The 21,459-nt window shown below is 54.9% G+C and carries 17 protein-coding genes; 9 read left to right on the top strand and 8 right to left on the bottom strand.

Annotated elements, in window-relative coordinates; all coding sequences use genetic code 11:
• Window positions 1–168 precede the first annotated feature (168 nt).
• A complete protein-coding gene (locus ACN0RV_RS10480) occupies window positions 169–2,190 on the top strand; it encodes an FAD-dependent oxidoreductase (RefSeq protein ID WP_417347551.1) in 2,022 nt (673 codons plus the stop codon).
• Between the two features lie 6 nt (window positions 2,191–2,196).
• Here the strand turns inward: ACN0RV_RS10480 and ACN0RV_RS10475 are convergent, their stop codons facing one another.
• Entirely contained in the window at window positions 2,197–3,795 is a 1,599-nt protein-coding gene (locus tag ACN0RV_RS10475) for a ShlB/FhaC/HecB family hemolysin secretion/activation protein (protein ID WP_417347550.1), read from the bottom strand.
• A 256-nt stretch (window positions 3,796–4,051) separates the two neighbouring features.
• Here ACN0RV_RS10475 and ACN0RV_RS10470 point away from each other — a divergent pair, with 256 nt between their 5' ends.
• The 3 genes from ACN0RV_RS10470 to ACN0RV_RS10460 all read left to right on the top strand — a co-directional run bounded on the left by ACN0RV_RS10470 (window position 4,052) and on the right by ACN0RV_RS10460 (window position 6,986).
• A complete protein-coding gene (locus ACN0RV_RS10470; protein WP_417347549.1) occupies window positions 4,052–5,110 on the top strand; it encodes a hypothetical protein in 1,059 nt (352 codons plus the stop codon).
• 145 nt (window positions 5,111–5,255) lie between these two features.
• Window positions 5,256–6,071: an alpha/beta fold hydrolase gene (locus ACN0RV_RS10465; protein WP_417347548.1), complete on the top strand. Its 816-nt coding sequence runs from the start codon at window positions 5,256–5,258 to the stop codon at window positions 6,069–6,071.
• Between the two features lie 105 nt (window positions 6,072–6,176).
• On the top strand, window positions 6,177–6,986 hold the full coding sequence (locus ACN0RV_RS10460) for an alpha/beta fold hydrolase (protein WP_417347547.1): 810 nt from the start codon (window positions 6,177–6,179) through the stop codon (window positions 6,984–6,986).
• On the opposite strand, the gene ACN0RV_RS10455 is transcribed toward ACN0RV_RS10460, so the two are convergent.
• Window positions 6,983–7,651 (bottom strand): rhomboid family intramembrane serine protease, encoded by a 669-nt coding sequence (locus tag ACN0RV_RS10455; RefSeq protein ID WP_417347546.1) that lies wholly within the window; start codon window positions 7,649–7,651, stop codon window positions 6,983–6,985. The genes ACN0RV_RS10460 and ACN0RV_RS10455 overlap by 4 nt on opposite strands.
• Before the next feature lie 171 nt (window positions 7,652–7,822).
• Here ACN0RV_RS10455 and ACN0RV_RS10450 point away from each other — a divergent pair, with 171 nt between their 5' ends.
• Window positions 7,823–8,605, top strand: coding sequence for an ABC transporter permease (locus tag ACN0RV_RS10450; RefSeq protein WP_417347545.1), 783 nt, complete (start codon window positions 7,823–7,825; stop codon window positions 8,603–8,605).
• On the opposite strand, the gene ACN0RV_RS10445 is transcribed toward ACN0RV_RS10450, so the two are convergent.
• Window positions 8,589–8,936 (bottom strand): YajD family HNH nuclease, encoded by a 348-nt coding sequence (locus tag ACN0RV_RS10445; RefSeq protein ID WP_028110151.1) that lies wholly within the window; start codon window positions 8,934–8,936, stop codon window positions 8,589–8,591. The two genes, ACN0RV_RS10450 and ACN0RV_RS10445, sit on opposite strands and share 17 nt — an antisense overlap.
• 359 nt (window positions 8,937–9,295) lie before the next feature.
• On the opposite strand from ACN0RV_RS10445, the gene ACN0RV_RS10440 reads away from it, so the two are divergent.
• Window positions 9,296–10,660 (top strand): diguanylate cyclase, encoded by a 1,365-nt coding sequence (locus tag ACN0RV_RS10440; RefSeq protein ID WP_417347544.1) that lies wholly within the window; start codon window positions 9,296–9,298, stop codon window positions 10,658–10,660.
• 232 nt (window positions 10,661–10,892) lie between these two features.
• Here ACN0RV_RS10440 and ACN0RV_RS10435 read toward each other — a convergent pair whose 3' ends face one another.
• Window positions 10,893–11,891, bottom strand: coding sequence for a DUF4382 domain-containing protein (locus ACN0RV_RS10435; RefSeq protein WP_417347543.1), 999 nt, complete (start codon window positions 11,889–11,891; stop codon window positions 10,893–10,895).
• Between the two features lie 896 nt (window positions 11,892–12,787).
• On the opposite strand from ACN0RV_RS10435, the gene ACN0RV_RS10430 reads away from it, so the two are divergent.
• Window positions 12,788–14,152 (top strand): ammonia-forming cytochrome c nitrite reductase subunit c552, encoded by a 1,365-nt coding sequence (locus ACN0RV_RS10430; protein WP_417347542.1) that lies wholly within the window; start codon window positions 12,788–12,790, stop codon window positions 14,150–14,152.
• 93 nt (window positions 14,153–14,245) lie between these two features.
• On the opposite strand, the gene ACN0RV_RS10425 is transcribed toward ACN0RV_RS10430, so the two are convergent.
• Window positions 14,246–15,655 (bottom strand): PLP-dependent aminotransferase family protein, encoded by a 1,410-nt coding sequence (locus tag ACN0RV_RS10425; protein ID WP_417347541.1) that lies wholly within the window; start codon window positions 15,653–15,655, stop codon window positions 14,246–14,248.
• A 313-nt stretch (window positions 15,656–15,968) separates the two neighbouring features.
• On the opposite strand from ACN0RV_RS10425, the gene ACN0RV_RS10420 reads away from it, so the two are divergent.
• Window positions 15,969–16,496 carry a redoxin domain-containing protein gene (locus ACN0RV_RS10420; RefSeq protein WP_417347555.1) on the top strand — a complete coding sequence of 176 codons (528 nt, stop codon included), beginning with the start codon at window positions 15,969–15,971 and terminating at the stop codon, window positions 16,494–16,496.
• A gap of 82 nt (window positions 16,497–16,578) precedes the next feature.
• On the opposite strand, the gene ACN0RV_RS10415 is transcribed toward ACN0RV_RS10420, so the two are convergent.
• The 3 genes from ACN0RV_RS10415 to ACN0RV_RS10405 all read right to left on the bottom strand — a co-directional run bounded on the left by ACN0RV_RS10415 (window position 16,579) and on the right by ACN0RV_RS10405 (window position 19,202).
• Window positions 16,579–17,256, bottom strand: coding sequence for an HAD family hydrolase (locus tag ACN0RV_RS10415; RefSeq protein ID WP_417347540.1), 678 nt, complete (start codon window positions 17,254–17,256; stop codon window positions 16,579–16,581).
• A gap of 99 nt (window positions 17,257–17,355) precedes the next feature.
• Window positions 17,356–18,561, bottom strand: a complete 1,206-nt coding sequence (locus tag ACN0RV_RS10410) for a multidrug effflux MFS transporter (RefSeq protein ID WP_417347539.1) — start codon at window positions 18,559–18,561, stop codon at window positions 17,356–17,358.
• A 14-nt stretch (window positions 18,562–18,575) separates the two neighbouring features.
• Window positions 18,576–19,202 (bottom strand): recombinase family protein, encoded by a 627-nt coding sequence (locus ACN0RV_RS10405; RefSeq protein ID WP_417347538.1) that lies wholly within the window; start codon window positions 19,200–19,202, stop codon window positions 18,576–18,578.
• 281 nt (window positions 19,203–19,483) lie between these two features.
• Here ACN0RV_RS10405 and ACN0RV_RS10400 point away from each other — a divergent pair, with 281 nt between their 5' ends.
• A complete protein-coding gene (locus ACN0RV_RS10400; protein ID WP_417347537.1) occupies window positions 19,484–21,367 on the top strand; it encodes an HD domain-containing phosphohydrolase in 1,884 nt (627 codons plus the stop codon).
• Window positions 21,368–21,459 lie beyond the last annotated feature (92 nt).

Genomic DNA, 21,459 nt, shown 5'->3' with positions numbered 1-21,459 from the left:
GGCCTACGGATACCGGGACAGCGACTACTTCTTCCTGAAGATACGAGCCGCTTTTCCCGGTAATGCGCGATGAACCTTTTTAATCCGCCTCCCACAACGAGGTTGTGATCTTGATCACTCCGGGGTAATCTGAACACCAGTTTTAAATGGATGTTTAAGGTTTCTGTCATGAATTTCCCCCACATGCTAGCGCCCCTGGATCTGGGCTTTACCACACTGAAAAATAGAGTGCTTATGGGCTCCATGCATACCGGCCTGGAGGAGGAGAAGGGCGGCTTCGATAAGCTGGCGGCCTTCTACGCCGAACGAGCTCGTGGGGGAGTGGGCCTGATTGTTACCGGGGGGATCTCCCCCAACTTCCGGGGCCGTCTGGCGCCCCACGCCAGTCAGTTAAGCTTCCCCTGGCAGGTCTCCAAGCACAGGAAAATCACCGATGCGGTGCACGCGGAGGATGGCAAGATCTGCATGCAGCTTCTGCACGCAGGTCGCTACGGTTACCACCCGTTCAGTCTCTCTGCCAGCGCCATCAAGGCCCCAATTACACCCTTCAAGCCTCGTCAGATGAGCCTGAGACAGATCCGCGGCACCGTAAAGGATTACGCAGCGTCGGCCAAATTGGCTCAGAAAGCCGGATACGATGGTGTGGAGGTGATGGGTTCCGAAGGTTACCTGCTCAACCAATTCCTGTGCAGTCGTACCAACAAGCGCAAGGATGAGTACGGCGGCGACATTCAGGCCAGAGCTAAATTCCCCCTGGAGGTGGTGCGCGCCATCCGCGAAGAGGTGGGAGAGAATTTCATCATCATCTTCCGCCTCTCCATGCTGGATCTGGTCGAGGGCGGCAATGACTGGGAGGAGGTGGTGCAGCTGGCCAAATGGTTGGAGCAGGCGGGCGTGAGCATCATCAATACCGGCATCGGCTGGCATGAGGCGCGCATCCCCACCATCGCCACCAGCGTGCCCAGAGCCGCCTTTACCTTCATTACCGAGCGTCTCAAGGGCGAAGTGTCTGTGCCCCTGGTGGCCACCAACCGCATCAACACCCCGGAAGTGGCGGAAACCATCCTCTCCAGTGGTCAGGCAGACATGGTCTCCATGGCCCGGCCTCTGCTGGCGGACGCCGAATTCGTCAATAAGGCGGCCCGGGACGAGGCAGAAGACATCAACATCTGCATCGGTTGTAACCAGGGCTGTCTGGACCACACCTTCTCATTGAAACGCGCCACCTGCCTGGTAAACCCCTTCGCCTGTTACGAAACTGAGCTCAAGCTGGAGCCTGCCAGCTCAGGCAAGAGCGTGGCAGTTATTGGTGGAGGACCCGCTGGCATGGCCAGTGCCTGCTACGCCGCCGAGCGCGGCTTCAAGGTGACCCTGTTTGAACGTGACGCCGAACTGGGCGGACAGTTTAAGCTGGCGAGTAAGATCCCCGGTAAGGAGGAGTTTCAAGCCTCTCTGGATTACTTCAAGCAGCGACTCAACCGCCTGGGTGTGGAACTGTGTCTGGGGCAGGATGCCGATGCGGATAAGCTCAAAGCCTTCGACCACGTATTGCTGGCCACGGGGGTGACGCCCAGGGTGCCTGAACTCGAGGGCGTGGACAACGCCAAGGTAGTGACCTACCAGCAGGTGCTCAAGGGCCAGGCCGAGGTTGGCAAGCGCGTTGCCCTGATGGGCGCCGGTGGCATCGGTTTCGACATGGGGGAGTACCTCTCAGAAGCCCATGAGTCTGCCACCCTGCACCCCCAGGTGTGGCTGAAGCAGTGGGGCGTGGACCCCGACTACGTATCCGGTGGAGGCTTGACCGACAGAGACAGCACCGCCTTCGAGTCAGCCAGGGAGATCACCCTGCTGCAGCGTAAAGCCAGCAAGCCGGGTAAAGGCCTGGGTAAGACCACAGGCTGGATCCACCGCACCGTGCTCAAAGATCGCGGTGTTAAGATGCTGGCGGGTGTGGAGTATCTCAAGGTGTCCGATCAGGGGCTGCATATCCGCCATGAGGATCAGGAAAAGCTGATTGAGGTGGATACCGTAGTGCTCTGTACCGGTCAGGAGTCCAACCGTGGCCTGGTGCCTGAGCTGGAGTCCCGTCAGATCCCCTATGTGCTCATCGGTGGTGCCGATGTTGCGGCTGAGCTGGACGCCAAGCGTGCCATCCGACAGGCCGCCGAAGTGGTAGGCAGCCTGGCTTAAAACGGGTTAGAAGTAGGCGCGGACCTGCAGGCGCCATTCGATGTTGTCCACCCCTTGCTGATCGGTGATGGGGTGGGACAGATCCATATGGATGACGTTGTTGCTGGAGTGTGAGGCGTACAGGCGCAGGCCCACGCCCACGCTTTGCAGCAATTTGTCATTGTCCTCCTGGTAGGGGGTGCTTCCGTAGGTCTTGCCCAAATCCCAAAACGCCACGCCGCCCACTTCCAGAATCTGATACCAGGTGATCCCCGGGTAGTAGCGCATCTCATTGCTCATCAGCAGGCTGTGCTCACCATGCTGAAACTGCACCGGGTAGCCGCGCATATCCGTATCGCCCCCCAGAGCAACCGGCTGATCCAGGTACTGGTTGTTGCTCGCCACCGCATGCACCTTGTTGTACCAGCGCCAGCGGCCATTGATGTCGACGAACAGCTCGTTGCGAATGTTCAGCAGATAACGGTAGCTGTCTTCGTCCACCGGTTCACTGTCCAGCACCATCCGGTAGAACCAGCGGGAGTGATCGGTCAGGTGGTGTCCCTGGGTAAAGGCCCCGGCAAGCACCAGCCCGTTATTCTCGAAGTCCCAGCCTGCTCGCAGCCAGGCGGCGGCGCCAAAGTTGACGTCCTCCACCTTGTTGATGAGGTACAGGTTGAACACTTCATCGAAGTGATCCTCAAGGTACTCCACCTGGAACCACCCCTGCTGATGCTTGCGATTCTCAGGGAGCAGGGTGGTTTCGGGTATGGGGCTGAACTGACGGTCCTCATAGGTGAGCCCCACCCGGTATCTGAGCACCTTGTCCCCCTGAAGCCCCTTGGACCAGCCCCAGGAGACGAGGAAGGCACGCAGATCCACACCAAATTCGTTGATGTCTTCACCGCCCTGTTTCACCGTGTCTTCCCGGGTCTCGTTGTCCCAATCCATGTAGGTGGCCCAGCGGGTATTGAGGGAGTAGAAGGGGCGCTCGATGCGCAGGCGGGTGCGTTCACCGTCGTCGGAGTCCACCAGGGTGATGCGCCCGGTCAGGTGTTTGCCCTGAAACAGGCCGGTTTCCAGGTCGAAGACATAGCCGGTGCGGTCGGTTTCGTTGAAGTAGGCCAGCTCGGTGTGGGCGCCGTAGCCCAGCAGGTTGCCCTCGATGATGCCGATGCCGAATTTGGACTCGCCCCCCTGACGGCTGAAGTCGAACTTGGGCAGCAGGGTCCAGGTATCCCAGGTCTCCACCTGAACCACCCGCTCATCGCTGTCTGCGGTCTCATCCTTGACGGTTACCCGGGCACTGCGGATGTAGGGCAGCTCCCGCAGGTGCCGTTCCACCTCATAGAGACCGTAAGAATCGCCGCACAGGTCAAACCCCTGGATCTGATCTTCGATGGTCTCCGGGCGGGTGACGATGTGGAATCGGTTGGCCCAGTCGTGCAGCCAGGTAAAGCCGGGCTCGTCGGGGGAGAAGACGTTGTACTGGATGGTTTCGACCCGGGCGGGCTGGCACTGATGATCCCGTTGCTGCTGAGGCTCCGGGTTTTCCGATGGCGCGGCAATGGCCCCCTGGCCAAGGGTGGCCAGAAACAACAGGTATGTGGGCACGGGGCGCAGCGTCAAAGGCATGTTCTCCCTGGAGAGCCATGGAATAACTATCGTCGCAAAACGTAGAAATTGCCAAATTTCAGTAGCTTTGTTGAATGGTTTAGCGCATCTTCAGAACCATGGGCGCCGGCCCCCGGATGGCCGCGCCAATGCCTGTTGTAGCGCTGAATGGGCAGAATTTGCACTGACAGAGTCGCTGGATTTCGTTACCCTTGAAGGGTTGTAACGCCAATCGGATTTTTTGGGACCGGATTTGAAAACCCTCTTTTGTGTGAAAGGGCAAGATAGCCCCCTACGCTTTGCTGCCATTCTCGGCATGTCTCTGGCTGGCAGTGCCGCAGTCACCAGCCTGTTCCTCGGGGCACCTGTGGTGGCCCGCTACCTGGCACTGGTACTGGCTCTGCTGCTGTATCCGGTGATTCGCGCCGCCACGGTGCGTCGGGCTCAGGAGAGCGGTGCCAAGGGTATGCCCCTGGTGCTGCCTGTGGCCATGACCCTGGTGTTCATTTCAGCCATTCCCTATCTGACCAGCGGCGCCGCCATGCTGTTGCTGGTACTCTGGGCCGGCGCTGTGGCGCAATTGGCGCTCAGGCCCGCCAGTCGGGCCCTGGACAGCGTTCAGGTCAACGGTTATCGCGGCCCCATGGTGCATTCAGTGACCACCTCGGTGAATCGCAACCGGGTTGAGCCCTCTCTGGCCGGCGATTCGGCGCCAACGCCCCAGCAGCCTGAGTTGGCCGAGGAGAGTGAGGATCTGCCGGATCCTGTCAGCCTCTATCTGGCTTTGTGGCGAGACAGCTTCCATCTATCCGCCATGCCGGTGGCGGCCAAAGGCGCGCTGGTGCTGGTGCTGCTGTCTGCCTTGGTGGCACCGGTAGCCCCAGGGCTGTTCGATGCGCTGATGGCGCCTGAGCCTCAAGTGGTGGAAGCCGCCAAGCCTGAGAAGGTGGAGCCTGAGCGTCCACGGGCAGAAGCGATTCTGAAGATGCCCGACAGTTATTGGCTGTGGATGACCAAGGGGGCGCTGACCATTCGCTGGCAAGGCGATGAAACCGCCGCCGGTCAGGTGTGGGACTACGCCACTGCCGAGGGTGACGCCAGCTGTGCCGAATTGGTGTTTAACGATGACAGCGGTTATCGCCCCTACAGCGTCGATGTGGAGGCGGACAGCTACTTCATGGCCAATTTCTCGCCCATGGACACCCAGATCATCATCAAACAGCTGGCCCGCCGCGGCAGCTTTACCCTGTGTGGCTATGACTTTAGCCTCAAAGGGTCCACCAAGGCCCTGAAGAGCCAGAGTTACTTCGAGTGGTACCTGAACCAGTAACCCAGCGAAGATGCAGAGAAAAGGCGCCGATTGGCGCCTTTTTTGTCGGCAAAATCGTCCGACCTTTGCCTTTGACTGAGATCACGGACATCCTGGCCTGATAAAATTAGAGTATATGCTCTAATTGTTGCTGAGGGCACGGAAGATGACTGAAGTAGTTAAGGTAAACGAGATAGAGGTGCATCTGGAAGGGGAGGGCGATGAAACCATAGTGATGATCCATGGCTGGCCCGATACCCACAGGCTCTGGGATGGCCAGGTGGAGGTACTCAGACACCGCTATCGCTGCGCTCGCTTTACCCTGCCGGGGTATGATCCTGCCCACACCCGCAAGCTCTATACCCTGGAGGATCTGGTGGCGCAGATAGCCGCCATCGTCGACCGGGTCAGCCCGGACAAGCCAGTGACCCTGATGATCCATGACTGGGGCTGCATCTGGGGATATCAGTACTACCTGCGCCATCAGCACAGGGTCAGGCGCATCGTGGCGGTAGACATTGGTGACGCAGGCTCTAAGGACCACCAACTGCCCACCAAGGCCAAGCTGTTTGCCTTTGGTTATCAAATCTTCCTGGCCATGGCCTGGCTGATAGGCGGCTCCGTCGGGGATGGCATGACCCGCAAGATGGCTGCCTGGCTGAAGGCGCCCGGCGACCCAAAGTCGATTCATAGCGGCATGACCTACTCCTACTGGTGGAAGTGGGGCCGCACCTTTCGCAAAATCCCTCTGGGGAACCTCCCGCTCAAAATAGAGTGTCCGCTGCTGTTCCTTTACGGCGCCAACAAGTCGGTCAGCTTCCACTCTGAGAATTGGGAGAAGCAGATGGCCGCCAGGCCGGGAAACCGGCTAGAGGCGCTGCCTACCGGACATTGGGTGATGACGGAGGAACCTCAGCGCTTTAACCAGGCGGTGGTGGAGTGGTTGGACGAGCCAGCAGAAAGGTCTGAAACAGCCGCTTAAACACCATAGTGTAACCAGGGCGCTTCAGCGCCCTTGTGTTCAATGTGATCTCTGTCACAATGGTGGTCCGATAAGTTTAGGTGACACAAAGAAGTACTGAAGGTAATGGAAACCATCATTGAAAACAGCGGCTTGGAGTTGCATATAGAGGGACAGGGTGAGGAGACCCTTGTGATGATCCACGGCTGGCCCGATACCCACAGGCTGTGGGATGGGCAGGTTGCCGCATTGAAATCCCGCTATCGCTGTGCCCGTTTCTCCCTTCCCGGTTTTGAGCGCGGTCAGCAGAGTCAGCTTCTGGATATGGAGCAGATGATGCAGGCGCTGGATACCGCCATCAACCTGGCGTCGGCCCACAAGCCGGTCATCCTGATGCTTCACGATTGGGGGTGCTTTTACGGCTATCAATACGCCATGCGCCACCCAGAGCGGGTCAGTCGCATCATTGCGGTGGACATAGGCGACTCCGGGTCCAGGGATCATAAGCTATCCACTGGGGCAAAGTTGCTGGCGGCCAGCTATCAGCTCTATCTGGCTCTGTGCTGGAAGTTGGGGCGTTTTGTGGGTAACCCCATGACCCGACTCATCGCCAAGGCGATGGGGGCGCCGGCTCAGCGGGGCGACATCCACAGCGGCATGAACTTTCCCTACTACTGGTTGTGGAAAGGGCTGCTGACCAAACAGAAACTGGGCATTAAGCCGGTTGCCATCGACCAACCCATGCTGTTTGTCTATGGCAGCAAAAAACCCTTCAATTTTCATTCCCAGGCCTTGGTGGACAAGCTCAATGGCACAGAGGGCAGCGCTGCCCACGGGCTGGAGACCGGTCACTGGGTGATGGTGGAGCAACCGGAAACTTTCAACCAACTGGTGCTTGACTGGTTGCAAGGTGACAGGGCTGAGAAGGTCGCCTAGTCCCAGTGACGGCGTGAGGTTTCCGGAGGCGTCTGTTGCCACAGATCGCCAATGGCGTCCTGCTCTTCGACCTGGGACTTCTCGTAGTCATACACCTTGCGTTTCGGCAGTGGATCCCAACGCCTGAACATGAAGGCGCACATCAATCCTGCCATGCCGCCAAATAGATGGTATTCGAAAGAGATCTGCGGATCCCTGGGGAAGATTCCCATCAGCATGCCTCCGTACATGAAGAAGGCGATCATCATCAGGGCGATGGAGCGTTTATCTCGCCTGAGCAGGCTGATAAAAAACAGGTAGAAGAACAGGCCGTGGGTCAGGCCGCTGGCGCCAATGTGGAAGCTGGTGCGGCCAAACAGCCAGACCCCGAACCCCGAGGCCAGCCAGATGATGATCAGCACCGGCCAGCGAGAACGGGGGTAACCGTACAGCAGGGCCGAGCCTAGGATCAGCAGCGCCAGGCTGTTGGCGGCCAGGTGCTCTGCCGAGCCGTGGATCAGCGGCGCGGTCAGTATGCCAATGGCGCCAAAGGGCTCTCTGGGGTAGATACCGAAATGGCCCAGGTACCAGCCGGTGAAGGCTTCAAACACCATCACCATCCACAAAAAAGTGACAAAGGCTGCGCTCGCCTTCAGGCTTCGCCAGATGGAATACTCTTTGCCCATGTCACCTCCCTTAAGACGCCGGCCTGTTTAAGAGACCGGAAGTCGCGTGTGTCAATTTCAGACAAGCCTGTCACCTTAAGTGTAGACTTGGGGGTTATACTTAGTTAAATCAATGCCTTTATACGCAGCTACCATGAAATCGATCATTCAGAACCCGGGCAGGCACGGATTATGAACCAGGTGGTGGACATCCCCTGGTGGCAACTGACGCTGTTTCTTAGCGTTTTGGTGGTGCCTCTCTACATCAACCACAAATTCAAGTTGGGCCTGGGCAGAGAGGGCGGAATGGCCGTGGGCCGGATGCTGCTGCAACTGACCCTTGTGGGGATTTACCTCAACACCCTGTTTGCCCTGGACAGCCTGTGGCTCAACCTCGGTTGGATCCTACTGATGGTGGTGGTGGGCGCCCATTCGATCACCGGCAAAAGCCACATGCCTTTAAAGCGGGTGATGCTGCCGGTGGCCATAGGTTTGGTGCTGGTGGTGATTCCGCTTTTGGGGGTGATGCTGATGGCGCTGATCCGCCCCGAACCGATATTGGGCGCTCGATACATGATTCCTCTCGCTGGAATGCTTTTAGGTAACAGCCTGGGGGCCAATGTGATTGCTCTGCAGCGACTGGGCGCGTCCTTCAAGGAGCGGGCAGGGGAGTATGAAGGAGCGCTGGCCCTGGGCGCTAAGCCCACCATCGCAGCGGCAGACTTTGTCAGAGAGTCCCTGGCGGCGGCTCAGGGACCCATTCTGGCCACCACCGCCACCACAGGGCTGGTGACCCTTCCGGGGATGATGACGGGTCAGATCCTCGGTGGTGCTGACCCCATAGTGGCCATCAAGTATCAGATGGTGATCATGGTGGCGGTACTGGTGATGACCAGTGTGTCGGCGGCGGTCACCCTCAGCCTGGCACTGCCCAGGCTGGTGACCGAGACTGGCCGGGTTAACCTTTGTTCTTAGCGTCCATCATCGCCTTAAGGTTGGCGAAGGGGTTGCTGGTGGCCAAATCCTGCTTGAGATCTTCACCGGCCTCCACCGTAGTGCCGTACTGCGCTGCCTGAGTGTACTTCTCGTGCTCGTTGTCGTGGCAATAGAGACACAGCAGTTCCCAGTTGGAGCCGTCGTTGGGGTTGTTGGTATGGTCGTGGTCAATGTGGTGAACCGTCAGCTCGCGCAGGTTGGAGTATTGGAACTCGCGGGCGCAGCGGCCACAAACCCAGGGGAACAGCTTCAGCGCCTTATCTCGGTAACCTTGCTCAAGCTGTGAATAGTTCTTTGGAATGATCGCCATCGTTACGTTCTCCGGGTATGGCCTGTCATGGTGCAATGCCCGGATAGTAGCACTACCCAACTCCCGACTGAAGGACATAACACGGCAAAGTGCTCATCAAGTGAACTTTGTGGCTTAGTCTCTTTTCGGGGCCGGAATCGGGACAGTATCTTAAGTGTTTCGTTGCCTTACTCCGGGCTCTAAGGAAAGCTGTCGTGAACTGCGCTTGATACTCAATTTGCGCGACACCAAACCACGGCACTCACTGTATCTATTAAGGAATGATGGTAGTAAACTGGTTAAGATTAAAAAATTCACTGAAATTAGGATGTAGTGAGTGAAATGGTAATGAGTGGGTAACAAAAGCAGGAAAGCATCTAATGTTTATTAGTATAAGAAGAAAAATATTAGTTCCATTTTCGATTTTAATACTCCTGATTGTCTTTAATTACGCCCTGTCTTATACGGTTCAGAACAGGCTTGAAAATGAACGGCTGTCGCTGAATCGGACCAGTGATGTCATCGCAAAGAGTCACCTTCTTCTCGGCCATCTCAGAGATGCTGAAACCGGGCAGCGTGGCTATCTGCTCACCTTGGACCCTTCATACCTGGAGCCCTATCATCGAGGGGTCGCTGAATCCAACCGAATTGCTAAGGCGCTGGTTGACTTAGTTAAGGAAAGCCCCAAGCAAAAAGGAATGGTCGACAAGATCATTCAACTCAAAGATGAAAAATTCTCAGAGCTTGCGCTGACGATTGATAAAGCCAAAGCCGGCGACATCTCCAGTGCCATAAAGATTGTTCAGGAAGATACCGGCAAGGATTTAATGGACAATATCCGCTTAGAGCTGGCGGTGTTTAAATCAATAGAAAACAAAATCCTTAGAGAGAAAAGTGCGGCGGCAAATAGCAACTGGCAGTTGGCAAAAAGCATGCTTCTTATCCAGATCGTGATTCTGGTCGGTGCAGCTATTTTCACTCTGGTCTATACGGACGAAAGGCTAGTCAAACCTCTCATATTCATGCGAGAGAAGCTCAAAGACTTCGATCTGGAAGCGGGAGTTAAAGAGTTCTCAATAAATCAAAATGATGAGATTGGCTCTCTGGCTAAGGTACTAAACAAACTGTTCCAGAGGTTGAAGCTGCGCTCCGAAGAGCTGGATCAGGTGGTTAGGGAACTGGAGATTGAGCGTGACAAGGCCTTGAATGCTTCAACCACCGATCCTTTGACTGGGTTGGCCAACAGGCGCAAGTTTGAAGAGGTCGGCAACAACGAGTTGAGGCGGGCGCATCGAGAGGACAGCGTGGTAAACCTGATCATGATTGATGTGGATTACTTTAAGAGCATCAATGATCTCTATGGGCACACCTTCGGAGATCAAGTCTTAAAGGACATTGCCAGTTGCCTAAGCAGCCAGGCGCGCAGGCCTAATGATGCCGTGTTCAGAGTGGGGGGAGAAGAGTTCGTGTTCCTGGCCTCCGGACTAGATGCCGAAATGGCCTGCTCCTTTGCCAAATCCTTAAGGCTTAGCGTCGAGATGTTAGGTATTGAAAACGAAGGCAGTGACATAAGCGATGTTGTGACCATGTCTGCTGGCGTCGTCACCATCAAACCCAGCGCCAAGCATGATATCTACTCCCTGTTACAGTCGGCGGACAGGCTTCTATATCAAGCCAAAAACTCAGGGAGAAACTGCGTTATGTGTGCGCCAATGGTCGATTTCAGGGCGAAGGAGAGTGAGTAAACTCTGTGTGTCACTGAGCACGGCGAACCTGCTACCGATGAAGCTATGACGACATAAATACAGCAATAATTGCCCGATGGCTTAAGGTGGCTGCAAAGGTAGTGGCCATCGAGGCTGACTTAATTGCAATAAAAAGCGCAGTTTCTAAGCTGCGCTTTTTATTGCTGACCACTCAGTCAGAGTGACACTCGTTTGACGCCTACTTGTTTATTAAGCATCGGGGCCATTATTTTCAACCTCCGTGGCCACCGTGACCTCCACCAGAATGTCCATTACCACATTCATGAACATTTTGATGACCACCATTCTCACCGGTCTCAACCGTTAGGGAACCACCATCACGGTAAATTACAAACTCTCCCTCATTTATATCGTCGGTTTGTGGATCATCTAAATGTCCCAAGCAACTGTAGCCTACTCGATAGCTCCCTTCAGGTAGGTAGCCCATGACAAAGTGCCAGTCACCAAGACTATCTTCGTAAACAGGGCTAACTGCAATGGGCAGAACTCTCTGGTCGTTCCGGTCAATGCTCGAATCCGCCATCTGTTTGATGTCGGATACAACGTCCGGATAAAGATAGGCTAAATGCTTAAACTCTCCACCAGACAAGCTTCGGGAAGAAAACTCCATCTCGCAGTCTGCCAACCACTGAGGATCCATTTCGCCGATAAGGTGCCCCATGTTATGGAAGTCTATGGAACTGATGCCCATATGACGTAATTCAAATCCCTCTGAGGTTTGGTGCATGCCCCGGTAAAGGTCTACGTCCATCGTGTGAGTGAGGTGTTGACCATTTTCAATGGTTATATCCGCTAAGGGGAGATACCCGGATTCAGCTTTCAGACCATGTCGCCCTTGTCCGTTTTCAACGGCGCTGCCTTGGTTACCAGTTCCGGGGTGAATGGTCAGATGAACATTGTGATAATGCCCTTCCCCGATATTTAGTCTGGTTATGAGGGGGTGGCTATCCATACCCTGAAAGCTAAGAAGATCGAAGTCCGGATTGTGCACGGCATAGCGGTGTTCCAGCCCATGCTCATCGATCATGACCAACTCGCCCATGCTCAGCCAAACTAGGTCTACATCGTCCATTGGTGAATCGGAAATTGTCACTGTTAGTGTCCCTGTGCCCTTAGGAGGGGAGGGGCCATTTGAACCCCCATCGCCGCCACTGCATGCGACCAATAACAATGCTGATGATGCTAATACGGCTTCCTTTAAAACTGACATGTTCCTGCTCCCTTTGAGACAAGCCGACACTTAAATATTAGGAGTGGAGTGAAATTAGCCATTGATCAAGGTCAAGTGTTGAACCTGTCAATTTTTAAGTCTTTCTTTCTGCGCTGTTTTAAGTTTTATCATGTTCTAGATTTTTCGGAGCAGTGGTTCAACTGTTTTTTTATGGTTGTCCTTATGTTCATCCTTGAGTACTGGATGGAACCCAGACAGTTAATCAAAGACCTTTTATCATAAAATGATGATGCTGATCGTATTCAATCACTAGAGCAACGAGTTTCAGATCTAGAGAGGCTGATGGATTCTTCTCGGGGCAATAATTAAGTATACATAAACTGTATCAATACTTTGTTTCATGCCGCTTAGACGGCGGCTTTGTGAATGACTCCTTTGTGGTGTGGATTCAACTGGGCGATTGCAGCCTTTCGGTGACTGTTGCCCACGCCCACAGGCTATGTGGCAATGTATGCCGCAACTGACACGACGCGAATCGCTGTTGTCTTCCAAACCGATCTGTCGGACTCTAATGCCAGGTATCTTTCTTGTTAACCTCTGATAGGCGCTAAGACGCCTCATTGTTCATATGGGACGTGTGCGCCTAACGTATTGATTGCGTGGAAGTATGGTTCCGTCCTCTTTTGAGAAGGGGCGGGGCTGTACCCAAATGCGTAGGAGGTTTTGCTCTCAACATCGTTGGCTTTCCCTTGTCTAAGTTTTGGACTTGAGACGGTAAACATTTTCAAAAACTCAAACTGATTTCGGCAAAAAGTGGCCTATAAGGTGATCCTAAATCGGTTTCCCACCCAATACCCCCAAAGGGGTATGCCTGCGGTTTTCGCACCTCCCTATGATTTCTCCCGAGAGATAAGAAAAACCTCGGAGAGGATGATATGAAACACCTAAACAAACTCGCTGTAGCCGTTGCCATTGCCGTGATTAGCGGTTCTGCATTGGCTAAGAACGCCCCTGAAGATGCCAACAACATCACCTGGAAAGATAAGTATCCCGAGCAGTACGCCTCTTGGGCTTCCACCATTGAGTCCACTGAGCAGGGCGACATTCTGGAACACGATCCCATGATCGTGATCCTGTATGGCGGTTATGGTTTTGCCAAAGACTACAACAAGCCTCGTGGTCACCAGTTCGCGGTTGCCGACTTGACTCGCAGCCTGCGTACCGGCGGTCCAATGACCGATTCCGAAGGCCCAATGCCTGCCTCTTGCTGGGGTTGTAAGACGCCAGATCTGGGTCGTATGTACGACAAGGTTGGTGAAGGCAACTTCTCCGACAAGAAGTGGGGCGCCACCGGTCACGAGATTGGCAACAACGTAGGTTGTGCCGACTGTCACGATGCCGAAACCGGCAAGCCCACTCCGGCCCGTCCTTTCGCCATGCGTGGTTTCGCTGCCGCCGGTCAGAAGTTTGAAGAACAAGAGCCGAACATTCAGGCTGCCATGACCTGTGCCCAGTGCCACGTGGAATACTACTTCGATGGTACCGATCATAAGAAGGTGAAGTTCCCTTGGGATGGCGGTCAGAACCCCGATGCCATGCTGGCCTACTACGACGCCCTGAACTTTAAGGACTGGACCCACAAGATCTCCAAGGCCCCCATGCTGAAAGCTCAGCACCCTGAGTGGGAAACCTGGCAGCCAACGGTACACGCCGAGATGGACGTGACCTGTATCGATTGCCACATGCCTAAGGTTGAGAGTGCGTCCGGTAAAGAGTTCACCAAGCACAACGTTGGCAACGCCATCGATAACTTCGACCAGACCTGCTCCAACTGCCACGACACCAAGGCCGAGCTGGTTGACACCATCGCCATGAACAAGAAAGCGGTTCACAAGGCTCAGCTGGCTGCTGAAGATGTCATCGTGAAGGCGCACTTCGAAGCGGGTGAGGCCTGGAAAGCCGGCGCAACCGAAGCGGAAATGAAGGGCGCGCTGAAGCTTATCCGTCACGCTCAGTGGTACTGGGATTACGCCATTGCCTCTCACGGCATCCACGCTCATAACCCAGAGCTTGCCCTGGAAGAGCTGGCCAAAGCCAAGAAGATTGGTAAAGAGGCTCGTGCCAAACTCAAGACCGTTCTGTCCAAGCACGGCGTAGCCAAAGTGAGCTTCCCTGACTACTCAACCAAGGCAAAAGCTCAGGTGCTGGTAGGTCTGGACAAAGCCAAGCTGGATGCGCAGAAGAAGACGTTCCTGGAAGAGCGCGTACAGAAAGAGTGGCCCATCAAGGTTCAGTTTTAATTTTTCCCTCTGAAACGTGAGTGATGCCCTTTAAAGGGCAATAAGCAAAAGGACGACCCAATCGGGCCGTCCTTTTTTTGTTTAGGCCAGTGTCTACAGCATGCTTCGGATGAGTTCGCCCAGGGTTTTAATGGCGTTTAACCTGGAGGCAGTCAGCTCGAAAGACACGTTTAGACGAAAACAGTGATTATGAAAATCGCCGGCGGAAAACATCTTGCCCGGGGTAATGCAGATGTGTTCTTGCAGTGCCCGCCGGTAGAGTTCGGTGGCGTCAAAGCCTCTGGGCAGCTCCAGCCATAAGAAGTAGCCGCCTTCGGTGCAGTTGATATTCACCTCGGCGGGCAGGTGATTGCGCAGTGCCTGCCAGGTGGCGAACTTGCGCTGTTCCAGGGTTCTGCGCAGCTGACGCAGGTGCCGTTCGTAGTTGTGCGTCGAAAGATAGGACGCTAGGGTCATCTGGATTGGCGCACTGGTGGAGAGGGTGCTCATCATCTGCAGCTTCTGAATGGGGACGGCCATTTTCCCCGCGGCGACCCAGCCGATACGAAACCCGGCAACCAGGGACTTGGAAAAGGAGGAGCAGTGCAGCGCCTTGCCGTGACCGTCGAAGGCTTTTGCCGGCAGCGGCTTATCGCTGCCAAAGTAGAGCTCACTGTAGACATCGTCTTCAATCAGGTAGACGTCATACTTGGCCAGCAGCTCCATCAAGCGCTTCTTCTTCTCCACCGACAGGGTGAACCCCAGGGGATTCTGGTGATTGGTCATTAACCAGCAGGCTTTCACCTTATGGGTCTGCAGGGCGTCCTCCAGAGACTCCAGATCGATGCCGTCCGTTGGGTGGGTTCTAATGGATAGTGCCCTTAGGTTCAGTCTTTGCAGCGACTGAAGCGCGCCGTAGAAGGTGGGCGACTCGATCACCACCCAGTCGCCCGGCTGGGTTACCGATTGCAGGCTCAGGTTCAGCGCCTCAAGGGCGCCGGTGGTAATCACAATCTCATCTGGGTGCACTGCCAACCCTTGCGCGGCATAACGCTTGGCGATGTGCTGCCTGAGTTCCAGGTTGCCCGGTGGCAGGTTATCCATTGCGCTGGAGGTCGACAGGGTACGAGCGGTACTGATCAGCGATTTGTTGACGTGTTGTCTCGGGTAGAGGGTCGGGTCCGGGTACACCTTGCCAAAATCGGTGATGTTGGGGCTGCGACTGGCTTGCAGCACCTCAAAAACAAAGTCGTTGATATCGACAGACTCAGTCTTCTGAACCGGTTCATTCGAGGGCGCTGAATCGCTGTTCTCAATTTTGGGGGCCACCACATAGCCAGATCTCGCTCGGGACACTATCCATCCCTGACTCTCCAGCACCTGATAGGCGTGCACCACCGTCATCAGGCTTACCCCTGACAGCTCGGCCTGTTTCCTCAGGGAAGGGAGCTTCTCTCCGGTTTGCCAGACCTCATTTTGGATCTGTTTGCGGATCTGCTCGATGAGCTCCTCGTACTTTTTCACGGAGGTCTGTGTCTCTTCTTCGCTCTAGGTCGGTAGCCGAAATCATATCAGTTTCAGGGTCATCTGTTATGCATAAATGTGCCACTTTTGTATCTATTATGGTTTTTGTTATGCCCCTACAATCCGAACTGTTTTCTCTCCAGGCCTGATGTGATTGTTGCATTGGGTGCATGGTCATCAGGGTTGGAGGTGGAAAGCTTGCACATCACCCGCATCGGTGCCTGGGCGGCGGTATGGCTGAGGTTGCGGGTGGTCGCGTAGTGATGAAACCGATCTGATTTCATGTTTGATGGGTCAGGGGGCAGACAAGGTGATGATGTCAAAGAAGGTCAAAGGCGGGTCTCAGTTTCCCTCTATCGAGCTGCCAAAACTGGGTGGCGGTAGAATCAATCTCGGTGTTCCGGAAAAGAAGACCAACTGGAAAATGGTGGTGGTGTATCGCGGTGGCCACTGCCCGATGTGCACCCGCTATCTGAAGAAGATTGGCGAGGCTAAGCCAGATTTCGCCAAGCTGGGCGTGGACATTGTTGCCGCCTCTGCGGACAACGAAACGCAGGCGCTGGAACACTTCATGCAGCTGAAAGTAAACTACCCGGTGACCTACGGCCTAACCGTCGACATGATGCGGGAGCTGGGTCTGTACATCTCCCGGCCTCTCTCTACTGGCGAGACCAATCACTTCTATTCAGAGCCTGGTGTGTTCGTTATCAACGACCGCAACGAGGTGCAGATATTGGACATCTCCAATGGCCCCTTCGCCCGGCCTGAGATTGATGTGCTGTTAAGCGGCATCGACTTCATCCGCGATAAGAACTACCCGGTAAGGGGCACCTTCGACTGACACCGGCCAGGTGTGCAGGGCCGCAATGAAAATGAGTAGGCCCTAAGTCCGCCTACCCATAGTACTTTCAGCTCAATTCGCCTTAGCGCAGCTCTTCCAGTACCTGCACCATGGATGGCATCACCTTATGGCCCAGCGCACGCACTTCGTCATCGGGCTGCACCAGATCGGGGATCTGGTAGGTGATCATATTCGCCGCAACCGCAGAGCGTACGCCGTTGTTGGAGTCCTCGAAGGCCAGGCAGGTGGCCGGGTTGACGTCCAGGCGGTTGGCGGCGAGCAGGAAGATCTCCGGATCAGGCTTGCCGTTTTTCACTTCACAGCCGGTGGCCAGCGCATCGAAGTACTTGTCCAGACCAGCCAACTCCAGTTTGCGTTTGGCCACGTCGTTCACCGTTGAGGTGGCCACGGCCGTGGGGATGCCCTTGGATTTCAGCCAGCTCAGCAACTCCACCACACCATCCTTGATGGGGATGGGTTCGTTTCTGACCACGCCGTGGTAACGCACTCGCCATTCCGCATCCAGTCGGTCCAGATCGTCGCCATAGGCTTTGCGAAAGATGCGTTCGATGCCTACGGAGTTGCGCCCAATAATGGACAGATACACATCTTCAAAAAAGGGCAGGTTTTGGACGGCACAGGCTTCCTTAAAGATGCGCATACACAGGCGCTCGGTATCCAGAAGCAGGCCATCCATATCAAATATGGCGGCTTGAAAAGTCATGGTGGGGTACAGCACAGATTGTTCGAAGGGCGGCATTATGCCACACCCAGGGTTTTACGCATCGGCCTTGCTGTGAAAAGGGGACTCTGCACCAACTTTGAGTTCGATGCAGAGTCGTTTCCCGGGGGTGGGTGACTATTTGCCGGTTTCCGCCACAGGGGTTAACTGGGGCTTGGGGCTGGTGAAACCGCGCCTGATGTTGGTCAGCGTGATGGCGGCAAACACCACCATCACCAGGGACAGGTGCCAGGCCTGGCTGAGGCCCAACTGCACCAGCGCCAGGCTGACGATGGAGGCGACCACCATCTGTCCGCCACCGGAGAGCGCCGCGGCGGTGCCGGCCTGGTGGCGATAGGGCTGCATCACCATCGCCTGGGCGCAGGGGAAGGAGATGCCGTTACCCAGGATCATCAGAAATTGCCCCAGCATCAGGTACAGCGGTTCCACCGGGCAGAAGAACAGCCAGATGGCCGAGGCCAGATGGATGGCCGGTCCCCACATCAGCATTCTGCGAGTGCCGATGACCGGGCGAAGGCGGTTGCACAGGCTGGTGCCTGCCAGCATGCCCAGGGCCGGGATCAGCGCCCACATGGCGTACTCATCCGAGTGCATGCCAATCTGGTTTTGCATGATGAAGGGCATGATGGATACCGTGGTGATCATCATGCTGAAGTTCAGCCAGCCGATGCTGGCAAAGCTCATGAAGTAGCGTGAACCCAGCAGTTCACGGTATTGCTTGACCATGGTTTTGGCGGAGGGGATCGCCGACCGCTGCTCTACGGTTTCGGTGAATCTCAGGGCGACAACCGCCCAGGCAAGGGACACATAGCCAAGCAACGAGACGAACACCATGCTCCAGCCAAAGTGAACGTTGATGAAGCCACCCAACACCGGCGCAATCAGTGGGGTGATGGAGGCCACCATGGCGATGTAGGAGAGGGCCACAGGCAGCTGCTCGGCATCGAAGCGATCGGTGACGGTGGCTCGGGCCAGCACCGCGCAGCAGCCGGTGCCCAGGCCCTGAAGCAGACGTCCCGCCAGCATGGCGTCGAAGGAGTGGCCCAGCAGTACGATGATCAGCAGGCCAACAATGGCAATCAGCAACCCGGTGAGCAGCACCGTCTTGCGGCCAAGGGCGTCGGAGATGGGGCCATAGAGAAACTGTGAAGGGCCAAAGCCTAGCAGGTAAAAGCTGACCAGCAGTTGGGCCTGATCCAGGGATACGTCGAAGTCTTTGGCTATCCAGGGCAGGGAGGGGAATACCAGGCCCATGCTGAGTTGGCCAACACTGATGATCAGGCAGGCCAGGAGAATGGTTCTGAACTTAAAGGGTTGTCTCAATATCGGTCTCCGTTTTATTGGGGAGATTTACCACGCCGTCTCAGGCCGCCGTCATCATCGAGGGTATTCAACTTGGCTTTCACCCGTTTGACGGTCGACAGGCTGACATCGCATTGCTGCGCCACGCTCTGCAGGGTGTGCCCCTCCAGCAGCAGGGCCGCGATCTGCTGGTGTTTCGCCTTGTCGGCAGGGCGGCCGCGAAACTTCTTCTGCCACAACTCCGGCTCATCCTTAATGGCGGTGCGGGCCTGTTCGGCGGCAAACAGCCTGTGCTGGGTCTGAACCTGGTCGTAGCCGGTCAACAGGGCCAGCAGCGTCTGGGTTTGCTGACTGCCGGGCTCGAAGCGCAGGGGCTGGCAGTGCAGTTCCAGGGTGACGCCTTTCTCCAGTATCTGGTTGACCGTGGTAAGCACCTGGTTAAAGTCTCGGCCAAAGGCGGTTAGCCACCAGATGGCCAGGGTGTCGCCGCTGTTGAGCGCCTTGAACAGTTTGCTGAACTCCGGCCGTTCAAAGGGGGGCACAAAGCCCTTTACCCTGTCTTCGATGTGCTTGGCATCGGGGTGGGCAGCGGTCAATGCGTCCAGGTGCTCCCGGTAGGCCCGGTTCTTGGGCGAGAAGCGCGTGTAGAGATAGACGGACATGGTCTCTCAAGGTTGGCTCACAAAGTGTAATGGGTCATAAATATACGCCGGTTCATTAATTGTTTCAACACCAAATGAACCTGTGAGGGACAGGTTTATAGCTAATGCGATGATTTAATGGCTTAAATTGGCGATTGTCTGAAGAGGCCTGTCCTATAGCTGATTCGAGATGGGGTCGAAAGATTAGGTCATGCAATACCCCCATTGACCTTGAATGAAGCCATGTTAGTGATATGGTTAATTTAGTAAGGCCGCTGTAAGACGTTTCAAAAGGATTTGTTATGAGCAGTGCGGTTCCTGCCTCGGTATTACCGAAAGAACAAACTCAGGTATCGTCTTTAAGACGTTTCCTGTTGTTGTCCATTCCACTGTCGCTGGTTTTCTTTGGCGCGTATTTTTATGCCTTTGCTTTGGGGGTGCGGGTTGAGCAGACGGAGATAGAAGCGCGAACGCTCTCGGCAATTCAAGTGGCGAGTGATCATACTACTCATGACTTTGAAACGGTTTCTGGTGACCTGCGTTTTATTGCCAACAGTCAGTTTATCCATAGATTACTGATGGGAACCAGTGCCCTCGGTGAGCGGAATGCGATAGAGCAGGCGTTCCTGAATATGATTAAAACTCATGGGATATACGATCAGATACGCATACTTTCAGTTGATGGAGATGAACTGATCAGGGTGAATTATCTTGGCGGTAACTCTAAGGTCGTTGAAAGGAACCAACTTCAAAATAAGGCGCATAGGTACTACTTCAAGCAGGCAATGTTGCTTCCCGAAAACACGATCTATATCTCCCCGTTTGATCTGAATATGGAAGAGGGTGAGATCGAAAAACCCTATAAGCCGATGATTCGCTTTGCCAGTGCAGTTTATGATGACAGAGGGCAGCCAATTGGGGTCATCGTCATTAATTACCTTGGTGAAATGCTGTTACAACGCTTTCGAGAAAGTATGAAATACCTGAAAGGGGAAAGTGTTCTGGTGAATGGCTCGGGATTCTGGCTGTCCCATCCCGACAGAAGCAGGGAGTGGGGGTTCATGTTCGGCAAAAATGAGACTTTTGGCGATGTTTATCCCAGTGCCTGGCCATTGATTCAAGCTGAAGAGAGGGGTTCGGTAGAGATCGATGCCCATCGTCACTTCTTTGAAACCCTACGCCCCGGAGGAACCCAACTGTCGGTCTCCCAAGATCAGCAAAACAGCATCAGCCCCTTGATAATAGTTGTTACCTATGACGTACCCGCCTTTAACTGGGATTTCTATTCCAGGAAGTTAAGTTATTCCTATCCGTTGCTGTTCGGTTACCCCATCGCATTAATCGTGTTGTGGTATTGGTCTCGTGCGTCCGCAGGACGGGCAGATGCGGAGAGAGGGTTACTGAATCTCAACCTTTCTCTGGAAAACCTGGTCGGTGAGCGTACCAAGGAGTTGCAGGCCACCAAAGATGCCACCATTATGAGCCTGGCTTCCCTGGCCGAGACTCGTGATAACGAAACTGGGCAGCATATTCGGCGTACGCAGCAATATGTCAGGGTATTGGCTGAAAACTTGCAGACTCATCCCGATTTTGTTGGCGTGCTCACCGATGAAGTGATCGAGATGATCTATAAGTCGGCTCCGCTCCACGATATCGGCAAGGTCGGAATTCCAGATTCAATTCTGATGAAGCCGGGGCGTCTTACCAAAGACGAATTCGCGGTGATGAAAACCCATACCATCCTGGGGGGCGATGCTATCGACGAAGCGATAAACGCGATGGAGTCATCGCTAAGGAACGAGGGTGAAAGAACATTTCTTCATTACGCACGCGATATTGCCCGATATCACCATGAACGCTGGGATGGCCGTGGTTATCCGGATGGGCTCTGTGGTGAAGAGATCCCTGTCGCTGCGCGCCTGATGGCATTGGCGGATGTTTACGATGCCCTTGTGAGCGAGAGGGTGTATAAGCTGGCGTTCAGTCGCGAAAAAACAGAGCGGATAATATTAGCCCAGAGTACTGGTCAGTTCGATCCCCGTATCCTTGAGGCCTTTAAGGCTTGTATGGATCAATTCTGGGCCATAAGGAGCCTCTATGCCGAGTCTGGATCAGCCTGCAAGAGTGAGCGGGAAAATATAGGTGAGCTGGTCCAGTCTTCGGTTCAAAACCAGGCAGAAGTTTGAAGGGTTACGTAATGAGGCGCAGTGGCTCTTTTCATAGCAAACTAACCTGATTGAGCATTCACTGCTCGTATCCACAAATCTCCATGGCCATC

The organism is Ferrimonas sp. (assembly GCF_048263965.1).
Taxonomy (GTDB): domain Bacteria; phylum Pseudomonadota; class Gammaproteobacteria; order Enterobacterales; family Shewanellaceae; genus Ferrimonas.
Note: the sequence above shows the minus strand (reverse complement) of the source record. Positions and strands in the feature narration are given on the sequence as shown.

Coding starts and splice junctions, on each gene's coding strand:
- ACN0RV_RS10450 (WP_417347545.1), top strand. CDS start 7,823: ATGAACCAGGTGGTGGACATCCCCTGGTGGCAACTGACGCTGTTTCTT.
- ACN0RV_RS10445 (WP_028110151.1), bottom strand. CDS start 8,936: ATGGCGATCATTCCAAAGAACTATTCACAGCTTGAGCAAGGTTACCGA.
- ACN0RV_RS10435 (WP_417347543.1), bottom strand. CDS start 11,891: ATGTCAGTTTTAAAGGAAGCCGTATTAGCATCATCAGCATTGTTATTG.
- ACN0RV_RS10440 (WP_417347544.1), top strand. CDS start 9,296: ATGTTTATTAGTATAAGAAGAAAAATATTAGTTCCATTTTCGATTTTA.
- ACN0RV_RS10400 (WP_417347537.1), top strand. CDS start 19,484: ATGAGCAGTGCGGTTCCTGCCTCGGTATTACCGAAAGAACAAACTCAG.
- ACN0RV_RS10415 (WP_417347540.1), bottom strand. CDS start 17,256: ATGCCGCCCTTCGAACAATCTGTGCTGTACCCCACCATGACTTTTCAA.
- ACN0RV_RS10465 (WP_417347548.1), top strand. CDS start 5,256: ATGACTGAAGTAGTTAAGGTAAACGAGATAGAGGTGCATCTGGAAGGG.
- ACN0RV_RS10455 (WP_417347546.1), bottom strand. CDS start 7,651: ATGGGCAAAGAGTATTCCATCTGGCGAAGCCTGAAGGCGAGCGCAGCC.
- ACN0RV_RS10405 (WP_417347538.1), bottom strand. CDS start 19,202: ATGTCCGTCTATCTCTACACGCGCTTCTCGCCCAAGAACCGGGCCTAC.
- ACN0RV_RS10420 (WP_417347555.1), top strand. CDS start 15,969: ATGATGTCAAAGAAGGTCAAAGGCGGGTCTCAGTTTCCCTCTATCGAG.
- ACN0RV_RS10430 (WP_417347542.1), top strand. CDS start 12,788: ATGAAACACCTAAACAAACTCGCTGTAGCCGTTGCCATTGCCGTGATT.
- ACN0RV_RS10480 (WP_417347551.1), top strand. CDS start 169: ATGAATTTCCCCCACATGCTAGCGCCCCTGGATCTGGGCTTTACCACA.
- ACN0RV_RS10460 (WP_417347547.1), top strand. CDS start 6,177: ATGGAAACCATCATTGAAAACAGCGGCTTGGAGTTGCATATAGAGGGA.